The sequence below is a fragment of the Enterobacter sp. SST3 genome, from assembly GCF_000286655.1.
In the GTDB taxonomy this organism is placed as follows: domain Bacteria; phylum Pseudomonadota; class Gammaproteobacteria; order Enterobacterales; family Enterobacteriaceae; genus Enterobacter; species Enterobacter roggenkampii.
The window spans coordinates 45,141-58,119 of sequence record NZ_ALNS01000009.1; the positions used below are offsets into that span (position 1 = coordinate 45,141).

The following is a 12,979-nucleotide window of genomic DNA, read 5'->3' on the forward strand; positions in this document are numbered from 1 at the left end:
AAAAAGGGCCGGATTCCGGCCCTTTTCTTTTGCAGAAGCAGATAAGTCAACGTTGCGACCTGGCGCGTTTACCGCTACCTTAACCACATTCTTTTGACCCCGACGGCGGAGCCTCGCCCCCTTGAAATACCTCGTCTCCTTTCGTACTACGCTGAAAGTCTCTCGCTATCTGTTTAGAGCGCTGGCGCTCCTGCTTTGGCTGCTGGTGGCCTTGTTCTCGGTGTTTTACATCGTTAATGCGCTGCATCAGAAAGAAGCGGAGATCCGCCAGGAGTTTAACTTAAGCTCCGACCAGGCCCAGCGCTACATTCAGCGAACGTCTGACGTCATGAAGGAGCTGAAGTATATTGCCGAGAATCGTCTGACGGCGGAAAACGGTATTCTTGCGCTCCGCGGGCGTAACGACAAAACCGAAGTTCCGGACTTCCAGCCGCTGTTCCCGGATTCCGATTGCTCCACCATGAGCAATACCTGGCGCGGGTCGCTGGAATCGCTAGCCTGGTTTATGCGCTACTGGCGCGACAACTTCTCCGCCGCCTATGACCTGAACCGCGTCTTCCTGATTGGCAGCGAAAATCTCTGCATGGCTGACTTTGGCCTGCGCGACGTGCCCGTTGAGCGTGACAATGCGCTGAAAAGCCTGCATGAACGTATTGTGAAATACCGCAATGCACCACAGGACGAGCGCGGGAATAACATCTTCTGGGTGAGCCAGGGCCCGCGCCCCGGCGTGGGCTATTTCTATGCCCTGACGCCGGTTTATCTCGGTAATCGCCTGCAGGCGCTGATGGGGATTGAGCAGACCATCCGCATGGAAAACTTCTTCACCCCTGGCAGCCTGCCCATGGGGGTGACCATTCTGGATGAAAACGGCCATCAGCTGATCTCGCTTGCCGGGCCCGATAACCGGCTGAACGTCGAACCGCACTGGATGCAGGAGCGGTCGTGGTTTGGCTATACCTCGGGCTTCCGCGAGCTGGTGCTGAAGAAGAGCCTGCCGCCGTCGTCGCTGAGTATCGTCTATTCGCTGCCGGTGGATATGGTACTTGAGCGGATACGCATTCTTATCATGAATGCGATTCTGCTCAACCTGCTGGCGGGGGGGGCGCTGTTTACGCTGGCGCGCATGTATGAGCGAAAAATCTTTATTCCCGCCGAAAGCGACGCCCAGCGCCTGGAGGAACACGAGCAGTTTAACCGCAAGATTGTTGCCTCGGCGCCGGTGGGGATCTGTATCCTGCGTACCCAGGACGGGACCAACATCCTGAGTAACGAACTGGCGCATAACTACCTGAACATGCTGACGCACGAAGACCGGCAGAGGCTGACGCAGATTATCTGCGGTCAGCAGGTTAACTTCGTTGACGTGCTCACCAGTACGCACACCAACCTGCAGATCAGCTTTGTCCATTCCCGCTATCGCAATGAAAACGTGGCGATTTGCGTGCTGGTGGATGTCTCCGCGCGCGTGAAGATGGAAGAGTCGTTGCAGGAGATGGCGCAGGCGGCGGAGCAGGCCAGCCAGTCAAAATCCATGTTCCTTGCGACCGTCAGCCACGAGCTGCGTACGCCGCTGTACGGGATCATCGGTAACCTCGACCTGCTGCAGACTAAAGAGCTGCCGAAAGGCGTCGACCGGCTGGTGACGGCGATGAATAACTCCTCCAGCCTGCTGCTGAAAATCATCAGCGATATTCTCGACTTCTCTAAAATTGAGTCCGAGCAGCTGAAAATCGAGCCGCGCGAGTTTTCACCGCGCGAGGTGATGAACCACATCAGCGCCAACTATCTGCCGCTGGTGGTGCGTAAACAGCTGGGGCTCTACTGCTTTATCGAACCGGACGTGCCGCTGACGCTGCACGGCGATCCGATGCGCCTGCAGCAGGTCATCTCTAACCTGCTCAGCAACGCCATCAAATTTACCGATACCGGCTGTATTGTGCTGCACGTCTGCCGGGCAGGGGATTACCTGAGCATTCGCGTGCGGGACACGGGGGTTGGCATCCCGGCGAAGGAGGTGGTTCGCCTGTTCGATCCGTTCTTCCAGGTCGGTACCGGCGTGCAGCGTAACTTCCAGGGCACCGGACTGGGGCTGGCGATTTGTGAGAAGCTCGTCAGCATGATGGACGGCGATATCTCCGTAGATACCGAGCCCGGCATGGGCAGCCAGTTCACCATCCGCATTCCGCTCTATTCGGCGCAATATCCGGCAAAAGCCACGGTAGATGGCCTGAGCGATAAGCGCTGCTGGCTGGCGGTGCATAACGCCTCGCTGAATGACTATCTGACGGCGCTGCTGACCCACTGCGGCGTGAGGGTGTGCCGCTATGAAGGTCAAACACCGGACGTTGACGATGTGCTGATCGCCGACGAGATGCAGGAGCAGCCGTGGCAGGGGAGAGGGTCGGTGCTCTTCTGCCGTCGCCACATCGGCATTCCCGTCGAGCGCGCGCCTGGGGAATGGGTACACAGTGTTGCGACGCCGCACGAGCTGTTGAGCCTGCTGGCACGCATCTACAAAGTGGAGCTGGAAGAGCGCGACGGCGCGGGCGGATTGCCGTCACCGGAGTCTCTGGCGTCGGTGAATGACGATATGATGATTCTGGTGGTGGATGACCATCCGATTAACCGCCGCCTGCTGGCTGACCAGCTTGGATCGCTGGGCTACCAGTGCAAAACCGCCAATGACGGCGTGGATGCGCTGAACGTGCTGAGTAAGAATCATATTGATATCGTGCTGAGCGACGTCAACATGCCTAACATGGACGGCTACCGTCTGACGCAGCGCATCCGGCAGCTTGGCCTGACGCTGCCGGTGGTGGGCGTAACGGCGAACGCGCTGGCGGAAGAGAAGCAGCGCTGTCTGGAGTCAGGCATGGACAGCTGTCTGTCGAAACCGGTGACGCTGGACGTGCTGAAGCAGACATTGTCGATTTACGCAGAGCGCGTGAGAAAAACGAGAATATAAAAAAGGCCCGGAAGGGCCTTTTTTATTTGCCCGGCGACGCTGCGCTTGCGCGGGCCTGCGGGTTTTGTAGGCCGGGTAAGCGCCAGCGCCACCCGGCATTTACAGTGGAGATCAATCCTTATCCGTTGCGCTCAGCGTCACGGAGGAGAGATAGTTGAGCAGCGCAATATCATTGTCCACACCCAGTTTCATCATCGCTGATTTCTTCTGGCTGCTGATGGTTTTAATACTGCGGTTCAGCTTCTTGGCAATCTCGGTCACCAGGAAACCTTCTGCGAACAGGCGCAGAACTTCACTCTCTTTCGGCGACAGACGTTTGTCACCATAGCCACCCGCGCTGATTTTTTCCAGCAGACGAGAAACGCTTTCAGGCGTGAACTTCTTGCCTTTCTGCAGCGCCGCAAGCGCTTTAGGCAGATCGGTCGGTGCGCCCTGTTTCAGCACAATCCCTTCGATATCCAGATCCAGTACCGCGCTCAGGATCGCCGGGTTGTTGTTCATGGTCAGAACAATGATCGAGATATCCGGGAAGTGACGTTTAATATATTTGATGAGCGTGATCCCATCACCGTATTTGTCTCCGGGCATGGAGAGATCGGTAATGAGCACGTGTGCATCAAGCTTTGGGAGGTTATTGATCAGTGCTGTAGAGTCTTCAAATTCACCGACTACATTCACCCACTCGATCTGTTCAAGTGATTTGCGAATACCGAACAGTACAATCGGATGGTCATCGGCAATAATTACGTTCATATTGTTCATGTATAAGGCTACCTTGCTACAGCAAGCTTTTGACGTAGGCGTCAATGTCGCTGATGTATTTTTCAATGCCAGAGGCATCTTTCTCACGAATTAGATGTTCCAGCGTTTCACATAACTGCTTGCCGGGAACCAGATTAAGCATGGCAAACACCCCTTTAAGCCGGTGTGCTGTCTGTGCCAGCGCTGCAAAATCATTCGCAGCGGACTCAGTATACAACCGCTTAACATCATCTGGTACTGTATCAACAAAGAGTGAATAGTATCCGCTGGCGTGAAGCTCGGCATTTTCATTACCGCCAAGCGGGGATTCCGCTATCTCTTCCTGCGCCAGCTGCTCTTCTATTAGTTGTAGTACAGCTTCCTGCATCGCATTGCTTATATTAAAGTTGACGCGCAGCTGGCCAGGGCCGATTTTCCGCACGCCTGACTCATCATCGCTTAAAAGCAAGCCGGAGGCAGTAAGATTAGACGGATTATCAGTTAAAAACAGATCAAATTCTTGACTTGCAAGTCTTTCATCCGGCGTGATGCAGGCCGCCCCCCAGTTTTCTAACTGACGAACGACAATATTGCGGATCTCGTTCGAGGTCACATCGACCATCACCACGACATCATCCAGCAGACGTTCTTCATCTTCTTCCTGCGGATTGGCCGCCATTTTCACGTGCAGAGAATAGCGGGTGCCGAGGGATTCACGGGCTTTGATATTCAGATGGCCGCCGAGCTTACGCGCCAGCTGATCGCACAGCCAGAAGGTGAGGGCATTGGCCTTGCCGTAGCGATCGCTTTGCGTGTCGTTCAGGAACGGGAAGTGGAGATTATCAATTTCACTCGTGGTGACGCCTTCCCCGGTGTCGAGGATGCGGAACGTCAGGCGGTCTTCTGCCGACTCCTCCGTACTGACTTCGAGGGTGATCTTGCCGATCTGCGTGGTCGTCACCGCGTACTGAATGATCATCAACAGTATGCGGCGCAGCGCTTCACGATCGCCGTGGCGCTCGTCATTTGCCGGAAGATTGTTATTGATCAGCAGCTGCAACCCTTTACGCTTAATCACGGGCAGGACTTCCGGAACGACTTCATCGATCAGGTCCTGAATAGAGAAGAGGGTTGGTGTTCCTTTCCAGAAATCATTCTCCAGCATGTTCGCCAGCTGGATCTCGTCAACCATTCTGACCAGCGAGTCGGCCTGACAGGCAAGCTGGTGGCTTTCTGACGTATTTAACGCCGCCGCCTGGGTCGCCAGCGTTTTTAACGGCTGCTTGAAGGCATCGCCAATGTTCTGCATAAATGCGGCGCGCCCCTGCTGGTTTTTCTCATACAGTCTTTGCGCCTGCTTGAGCTTTTTATTCACCAGCACCTCGCGATCCTGATCGCGAATGATGAAAATTTGCGTGCGGGAGGCGACCTGGCTGCGGAACTGACGGATCTCGTACAGCTCATTGTTGATGGTGGCCTGGATCACCCCCTGGTGCTGATCCGCCATGGTGGTGATGTTCTGCAGGTTAAGATGCGGCAGCAGATGGTCGGCAATTTTATTGCTCATTACCGTACGATTCGCTTCCTGATCGTGAACTAAGACCCCAAGCGGCAGCACGGAAATAATCTCTTCATTTAGCGCACGTAACACGCGCAGTTCATTGCTGGTGCCTGCCGGGACCGCAGAGGCGTCGCTCTGACGCCCCGGCTGGAAGCGGAAGGTGCTGTAGCCAAACAGCGCCAGCGCCAGCAGACCGATATTCAGCAGCAGAGGCAGCAGGATATTTTGCAGCGTGTCGAGCAGCAGCGTGCCAAACGGCACTTGCCACACCAGACGCATACCGGTCGAGTTCAGGGATGAGGCAATTTCGATTTTTGAACCGTTAAAGGAGATCGAGACGCTCTCTGCGGCCTCTTTGTCAGACGCCGCACGCATGTTCTGGGTGCTGCTGTCGGGCTCCAGACGGAAGCTATCGAGCGGCATATCCGGCGGGATTAAATCATTAATGGGTAAATCGAAGGCGACCACCGTCGCCAGATGCCCTGGCTGGTTGAAGGTAGTGCGCAGAGTAAAATAATGACCGTTTTGCCAGGCCAGGCGGCGCAGGGAAGAGAAGCTTTCACGTTCATCAAGGGCGTTCGCCTGCTGCAGCATCTCTGCCCGGCGGGAATCGACGATGCTGCCCACGGTGGTCTCTTTAAACCCGGAAGAGAGATCTTTTAACGGCAGCGTTGAGATCAGGATCATGCTGTTGTCCTGACCGTTCAGATAGTACATCGACCACGGCACCGTTTCGGCCCCCCAGAGGGTATCCAGATAGGTCGAAATACGCTGCGTCATCTCAAGCGTCGCGCTGTCGTGAGAACCAAAAATAAGCGCCTCAGTCTTACGCTGCGGTTTTTCGAGGTAATAGACATCCTGCTTAAGCCGCGTCTCCTGAAGTCCATCTCCGGATGAGGAGGCCGGGGCGGCCGCAATATTGTCGTAAATCTGCCAGGTGGCGTAGCGCCAGGTATCGATGCGCTTATGCACGGCGTGGGTGATATCGACGACCTGATAGCTCTTATCCTTCAGCCAGGCGTTAACCGCGCTTTGTACCATCACCCCCATGGTCACTAACAGCACAACGATCAAAAGAAGAAAGAAACGGGTGATGCTCCCGGGGAGGAGGGAGAATTTGCTCGGGGCGGTGGTTTCAGTCTGACTCATTGATATCTTTAACCCGTCATGGTCATGCTCTGTGGCGATAGGGCAGTATAAAGGGTAATAACTGAATTTCCAGCGCCACCGTCCGGGAACAGGCGACTTTTTCAACGGACAATACCGGCGGCGGGTGGCGCGGTAAACATGTACAAACTCGTCCTGCGCGTACAAATAAAAAGTGCGGCTGGCCAGCAAATAGCACGAATTAACAAGAAATTAAGTTTTACATCAATTGTGTGTTAGCGAACGATCGCTGGGGAGAATTTAGTTAATAGTCGTTACAATTTCGGTGCGGTAGCACAAAAAATGAGGCGTTGCGTAAAGAAAGGTAAAAAAAAACCGAATGCGAAGCATCCGGCTCAATTAGGGATAAACAGACATTCAAAACTGAATGACGGTAATAAATAAAGTTAATGATGATAGCGAGAGATATTTTAGAGATTAGCCGCGATCTTGTTTTGTCATTCAGTGCTGTAACGATTTTTATTATAAGTTATTGATTACTATATGTATGATTTTTCTTTTTATTATAAGTGCTAAATTTATAAGCTATTTGTGCTTTGTAAAAGTTCCTTGATATTTACATTTTGAAACATCTTGATGGACAAATGAAACATCTTCAAAGTTTTCGTATCATATTCGCATTGGATTATTCTGTAATTTTGCGGAGAATGAAATTGCCGACTGGTTAATGAGGGTTAACCAGTAAGCAGTGGCAATTATAAGGCATATAACAGAGGGTTAATAAAATGAAAGTTAAAGTACTGTCCCTCCTGGTACCAGCACTCCTGGTGGCAGGCGCAGCAAATGCGGCCGAAATTTATAACAAAGATGGCAACAAATTAGATCTGTACGGCAAAGTCGATGGTCTGCATTATTTCTCTGACGACAAGGGTAACGACGGCGACAAGACCTACATGCGTCTTGGCTTCAAAGGTGAAACTCAGGTTAACGATCAGCTGACCGGTTATGGCCAGTGGGAATACCAGATTCAGGGTAACAAAGACGAAGGCGACAACCAGTCCTGGACTCGTGTGGCCTTTGCAGGTCTGAAGTTCGCGGAAGCAGGTTCATTCGATTACGGTCGTAACTACGGCGTGATTTACGACGTGACCTCCTGGACCGACGTTCTGCCTGAATTCGGTGGAGACACCTATGGTGCCGACAACTTCCTCCAGTCTCGTGCTAACGGCGTGGCAACCTACCGTAACCAGGACTTCTTTGGTCTGGTTGATGGCCTGAACTTTGCTCTGCAGTATCAGGGCAAAAACGGCAGCGTAAGCGGTGAAAACACCGACGGTCGCAGCCTGCTGAACCAGAACGGCGATGGCTACGGTGCATCCGTGACCTATAACCTGGGCGAAGGTTTCAGCGTGGGTGGTGCGATGTCCTCCTCCAAACGTACCGCCGATCAGAACGCACTGGGCGTATACGGTAAAGGGGATCACGCAGAAGTCTATTCTGGTGGCCTGAAGTACGATGCCAACAACATCTATCTGGCAGCACAGTACTCTCAGACCTACAACGCAACCCGTTTTGGTACCTCTAACGGCAGCAACCCAACTACCGCTTACGGCTTTGCTAACAAAGCGCAGAACTTCGAAGTGGTTGCTCAGTACCAGTTCGACTTCGGCCTGCGTCCATCCGTGGCTTACCTGCAGTCTAAAGGCAAAGACATCGAAAACTTCGGCGATCAGGATCTGCTGAAATATGTTGATGTGGGTGCGACTTACTACTTCAACAAAAACATGTCCACCTACGTGGATTACAAAATCAACCTGGTTGATGAAAATGAATTCACCCGTCAGGCGGGTATCGGTACTGACGATATCGTCGCGCTGGGTCTGGTTTACCAGTTCTAATCGCGCCATCGTGTGACGTAAGGGGCCTGATGGCCCCTTTTTTTGTGCCTTTCTGATTCTCACAACTCACCCGTTTTGGTGTACTCTTGCCGCCCTGGCATGAGGATAATAATGAATGGACATGACTTTTTTACGCGCCAGCTTTCTGGCTATGCTTTTTTTCCTGACCGCGTGTAACGATCCCGCGCCCGTGGCGAAAACCGACGCACCTGCCGCGACGGTGCTCGAAGGCAAAACGATGGGCACCTTCTGGCGCGTCAGCGTGATGAACCTCGATAAAACGCGCACGGATGAGCTTCGCGGCAAAATCCAGGCACAGCTGGACGCCGACGATCAGCTGCTGTCGACCTATAAAAATGACTCGGCGCTGATGCGCTTTAACCTCTCAACCAGCACCTCTCTGTGGCCGGTGAGCGAGGCGATGGCCGATATCGTGACCGAGGCAATGCGCGTAGGTTATAAAACCAACGGTGCGATGGATGTCACCGTCGGCCCTCTGGTGAACCTCTGGGGATTTGGCCCGAATAAACAGCCGGTGAAGACGCCCGAACAGGCGGCCATTGATGACGCCCGCGCCCGGACCGGGCTACAGCATCTGACCGTCATCAACCAGTACGGGCAGCAGTACCTGCAGAAAGATATTCCCGATCTGTTTGTCGATCTGTCGACGGTCGGGGAAGGCTATGCGGCGGATCATCTTGCTGCACTGATGGCGCAGGAGGGGATTTCCCGTTATCTGGTCTCCGTGGGCGGCGCGTTGGTCAGTCGGGGCATGAACGCCAGCGATAAACCGTGGCGCGTGGCGATTCAAAAACCGACGGATCGGCAAAATGCCGTGCAGGCGATAGTGGATATCAACGGACATGGCATCAGCACTTCCGGAAGCTATCGCAACTATTACGAGCTTGACGGGAAGCGTATTTCGCACGTGATTGATCCGCAGACCGGTCGCCCCATCACGCATAACCTGGTCTCGGTGACGGTCATTGCCCCCACCGCGCTCGAAGCGGATGCCTGGGATACCGGATTAATGGTTCTTGGCCCGGAAAAAGCCAAAGAGGTGGTCCGTCAGGAAGGGCTGGCGGTTTATATGATCACCAAAGAGGGCGACGGGTTTAAAACCTGGAGCTCGCCGCAGTTCAACAGTTTCCTGGTCAGCGACAAAAATTAAAAAGCAAGGTTGCGGGTTTTTTATCGGTGGCGCTCAGGCACGCTCTATGTATGCTTATACGAGGAGCCGATCATGAAAAACCCAACCTTCACTACCGACGAGGATCGCTGGCAGGCCGTGCTGGCCCGCGATCCGCTCGCTGACGATCAGTTTGTCTTCGCCGTGCAGACGACCGGTATTTTCTGCCGTCCGTCATGCCGCGCCCGCCACGCGCTGCGTAAAAATGTCCGCTTTTATCCCGATGCCCGGCACGCCGCTCAGGCGGGCTTTCGTCCATGCAAGCGCTGCATGCCGGACAAGCGCGATCCGCAGGCGCAAAAGCTGGCAAAAGTGGAACACGCCTGTCGGCTTCTGGAGCAGGATCCTGCGCTAACTCTGGAGAGGTTGGCGGAGCAGGTTGCCATGAGTCCTTTCCATTTCCACCGCCTGTTTAAATCCGTGACCGGCATGACGCCAAAAGCCTGGCAGCAGGCGGCGCGGGGTCAGCGTCTGCGCACCGCGCTTGCGCAGGGAGACAAAATTACCGATGCCGTGCTGGCAGCGGGATTTCCCGACAGCAGCAGCTATTATCGTAAAGCCAACGATGCGTTGGGCATGACGGCGAAGCAGTACCGTAAAGGAGAGGTGGCCGTACGGTATGCTATCGATGACTGTTCGTTAGGACGCTGTCTGGTCGCCGAAAGCGAGCGGGGGATCTGCGCGATTCTGCTGGGTGACACCGATGCTGAATTAACCGCAGAGCTTGCAACGCAATTTCCAAAAGCAACGCACGCGCCGCGGGACGACGCCTTCGTACAGCGGATCCACCAGGTCATTGCCAGTATTGATAACCGCGACGTACCGCTTGCGCTGCCGCTGGATATTCGCGGTACCGCGTTCCAGCAGCGCGTCTGGCAGGCCCTTCGCGCAATTCCCTGCGGTGAAACGGCAAGTTACCAGCAGGTGGCGCAGGCGATTGGTCAGCCCAGTGCGGTACGCGCCGTCGCCGGAGCCTGTGCGGCCAACACGCTGGCGATTGTGATCCCCTGTCATCGCGTGGTTCGCAACGACGGCGCGCTGTCGGGCTATCGCTGGGGGGCGGCGCGAAAAGCGCTATTACTAAAACGTGAGGCGAAACGCCGGGAGGGATAATGCTCGATCTTTTTGCGGATGCTGAACCCTGGCAGGAGCCGCTTGCGCCGGGGGCGGTTATCCTGCGCCGCTTTGCTCTCTCCCGTGCGGAGGCGTTGCTTGCCGGTATTGAAGAGGTCACAGCGGCTTCACCGTTTCGCCATATGGTGACGCCGGGCGGCTACACCATGTCGGTGGCCATGACCAACTGCGGCGAACTGGGCTGGGCGACAAACGAACGTGGGTATGTGTATGCTCCGAACGATCTCACGACAGGTCGGCCGTGGCCTCCCATGCCTGCGGTTTTCCAGGCACTTTGTCACGAGGCTGCCGTGGCGGCGGATTATCCTGACTTCCGTCCTGACGCCTGTCTGATCAACCGCTACGCCGTCGGGGCGAAGCTCTCGCTGCATCAGGACAAGGATGAGCCCGATCTGCGCGCGCCTATCGTTTCGGTATCGTTAGGCCTGCCCGCCGTCTTTCAGTTTGGGGGATTACGCCGCAACGATCCGCTCAAACGCATCATGCTGGAACATGGCGATGTGGTGGTGTGGGGCAGGGAATCGCGGCTTTACTATCACGGCATTCAGCCGCTGAAACCCGGCGTTCACCCCCTCACGGGCGAGTACCGCTTTAATCTGACCTTCCGTCAGGCGGGGATGCGTAAACTAAAATAAGAATTATTCTTGATGTCCGCGCAGGGCAGTTTACACTGCTCGCTGATTTTTATTGTCCGGATTGCCTGCATGCAACTACTTCTCCTTGTCTGGCGTCAGTACCGCTGGCCCTTCGTCGCCGTCATGGCGTTAAGCCTGGCCAGCGCCGCGCTGGGTATTGGCCTGATCGCGTTTATTAACGTGCGGTTGATTGAGATGGTCGACACCTCGCTCTCCGTATTGCCGGAGTTTCTTGGCCTGCTGCTGCTATTGATGGCGGTTACGCTCGGCTCCCAGCTGGCACTGACTGCGCTCGGCCACCATTTCGTTTTCCGTTTGCGCAGCGAGTTTATCAAGCGCATCCTGGACACTCAGGTCGAGCGCGTCGAGCAGCTCGGCAGCGCCTCCCTGCTGGCGGGGCTGACCAGCGACGTTCGCGCCATTACTATCGCGTTCGTTCGTCTGCCGGAGCTGGTGCAGGGGATCATTCTGACCTTCGGCTCGGCGGCCTATCTCGCCTGGCTCTCCAGCAAAATGCTGGCGGTGACTGCGCTGTGGATTGCCATCACCATCTGGGGCGGTTTTGTGCTGGTGTCCCGCGTCTATAAACACATGGCGGTCCTGCGCGAAACCGAAGATAAGCTCTATAACGATTACCAGACGGTGCTGGAAGGGCGCAAAGAACTCACCCTGAACCGCGAGCGCGCCGAGTATATCTTTAACCATCTCTATATTCCGGACGCGCGCGAATACCGGCACCATATCATTCGCGCCGATACCTTCCACCTGAGCGCGGTGAACTGGTCAAACATTATGATGCTGGGTGCCATTGGCCTGGTGTTCTGGATGGCGAACAGCCTGGGCTGGGCGGATACCAACGTCGCGGCAACCTACTCACTGACGCTGCTGTTTTTGCGCACGCCGCTGCTCTCGGCGGTGGGCGCATTGCCCACCTTGCTGAGTGCGCAGGTGGCCTTTAATAAACTCAAAAAATTCGATCTCGCGCCGTTTAAGCCCGAATTCCCGCGCCCGCAGGCCTTCCCGAACTGGCAGACGCTCGAGCTGCGTAACGTCACGTTCCATTATCAGGACAGCGCCTTCTCCGTGGGGCCGCTCAATCTGACGATCCGCCGCGGCGAGCTGCTGTTCCTGATTGGCGGCAACGGCAGCGGTAAATCGACGCTGGCGATGCTGCTCACTGGCCTTTATCAGCCGCAGTCGGGCGAGATTTTACTGGATGGCAGAGCGCTGAGCGCGGAGAAGCCCGAGGACTACCGCAAGCTTTTCTCGGCGGTGTTCACCGACGTCTGGCTGTTTGATCGGCTGCTGGGGCCGGAAGGGCAGCAGGCCAATCCTGCGCTGGTGGAAAAATGGCTGGCGCACCTGCAGATGTCGCACAAGCTGGAACTTCAGGACGGCAAGATCCTTAACCTCAAACTCTCCAAAGGGCAGAAAAAACGCGTGGCGCTGCTGCTGGCGCTGGCGGAAGAGCGTGACATCATTCTGCTCGACGAGTGGGCGGCGGATCAGGACCCGCACTTCCGCCGCGAGTTTTATCAGGTGCTGCTGCCGCTGATGCAGGAGATGGGCAAAACCATTTTCGCCATCAGCCACGACGATCATTACTTTATTCACGCTGACCGCTTGCTGGAGATGCGCGACGGCAGGCTGAGCGAGCTGACCGGTGAAGCGCGCGATGCGGCCTCGCGTGACGCGGTGGCGCGAACGGCCTGATGCCCGTGTGCCGGGTGGCGGCTTCGCCTTACC

The 12,979-nt window shown here is 55.5% G+C and carries 8 protein-coding genes; 6 read left to right on the plus strand and 2 right to left on the minus strand.

Annotated features, from left to right (window positions below):
- Positions 1-121: 121 nt before the first annotated feature.
- Complete coding sequence (gene rcsC / locus B498_RS16550) at positions 122-2,968, plus strand: two-component system sensor histidine kinase RcsC (protein ID WP_008500240.1); 2,847 nt, start codon at positions 122-124, stop codon at positions 2,966-2,968.
- A gap of 111 nt (positions 2,969-3,079) precedes the next feature.
- Here the strand turns inward: rcsC and rcsB are convergent, their stop codons facing one another.
- Both rcsB and rcsD read right to left on the minus strand, forming a co-directional pair.
- Positions 3,080-3,730 carry a response regulator transcription factor RcsB gene (rcsB, locus tag B498_RS16545; RefSeq protein WP_003859405.1) on the minus strand — a complete coding sequence of 217 codons (651 nt, stop codon included), beginning with the start codon at positions 3,728-3,730 and terminating at the stop codon, positions 3,080-3,082.
- 16 nt (positions 3,731-3,746) lie between these two features.
- Positions 3,747-6,419, minus strand: coding sequence for a phosphotransferase RcsD (gene rcsD, locus B498_RS16540; RefSeq protein ID WP_008500241.1), 2,673 nt, complete (start codon positions 6,417-6,419; stop codon positions 3,747-3,749).
- Between the two features lie 743 nt (positions 6,420-7,162).
- Between rcsD and B498_RS16535 the strand changes: the two genes are divergently transcribed.
- The 5 genes from B498_RS16535 to B498_RS16515 all read left to right on the plus strand — a co-directional run bounded on the left by B498_RS16535 (position 7,163) and on the right by B498_RS16515 (position 12,946).
- On the plus strand, positions 7,163-8,275 hold the full coding sequence (locus B498_RS16535) for a porin OmpC (RefSeq protein ID WP_008500242.1): 1,113 nt from the start codon (positions 7,163-7,165) through the stop codon (positions 8,273-8,275).
- Between the two features lie 115 nt (positions 8,276-8,390).
- Positions 8,391-9,446, plus strand: coding sequence for an FAD:protein FMN transferase ApbE (gene apbE / locus B498_RS16530; RefSeq protein WP_008500243.1), 1,056 nt, complete (start codon positions 8,391-8,393; stop codon positions 9,444-9,446).
- A 72-nt stretch (positions 9,447-9,518) separates the two neighbouring features.
- Positions 9,519-10,577: a bifunctional DNA-binding transcriptional regulator/O6-methylguanine-DNA methyltransferase Ada gene (ada, locus tag B498_RS16525; protein WP_008500244.1), complete on the plus strand. Its 1,059-nt coding sequence runs from the start codon at positions 9,519-9,521 to the stop codon at positions 10,575-10,577.
- Positions 10,577-11,233, plus strand: a complete 657-nt coding sequence (gene alkB / locus B498_RS16520) for a DNA oxidative demethylase AlkB (RefSeq protein ID WP_008500246.1) — start codon at positions 10,577-10,579, stop codon at positions 11,231-11,233. The genes ada and alkB overlap by 1 nt, the downstream gene beginning before the upstream one ends.
- Before the next feature lie 69 nt (positions 11,234-11,302).
- On the plus strand, positions 11,303-12,946 hold the full coding sequence (locus B498_RS16515; protein WP_008500247.1) for a multidrug ABC transporter permease/ATP-binding protein: 1,644 nt from the start codon (positions 11,303-11,305) through the stop codon (positions 12,944-12,946).
- The last annotated feature ends 33 nt before the right edge of the window (positions 12,947-12,979 follow it).

Bases quoted from the DNA above. Each gene is read 5' to 3' on its own strand.
- rcsB (WP_003859405.1), bottom strand. From the start codon at position 3,730: ATGAACAATATGAACGTAATTATTGCCGATGACCATCCGATTGTACTG.
- alkB (WP_008500246.1), top strand. From the start codon at position 10,577: ATGCTCGATCTTTTTGCGGATGCTGAACCCTGGCAGGAGCCGCTTGCG.
- B498_RS16535 (WP_008500242.1), top strand. From the start codon at position 7,163: ATGAAAGTTAAAGTACTGTCCCTCCTGGTACCAGCACTCCTGGTGGCA.
- B498_RS16515 (WP_008500247.1), top strand. From the start codon at position 11,303: ATGCAACTACTTCTCCTTGTCTGGCGTCAGTACCGCTGGCCCTTCGTC.
- apbE (WP_008500243.1), top strand. From the start codon at position 8,391: ATGGACATGACTTTTTTACGCGCCAGCTTTCTGGCTATGCTTTTTTTC.
- ada (WP_008500244.1), top strand. From the start codon at position 9,519: ATGAAAAACCCAACCTTCACTACCGACGAGGATCGCTGGCAGGCCGTG.
- rcsD (WP_008500241.1), bottom strand. From the start codon at position 6,419: ATGAGTCAGACTGAAACCACCGCCCCGAGCAAATTCTCCCTCCTCCCC.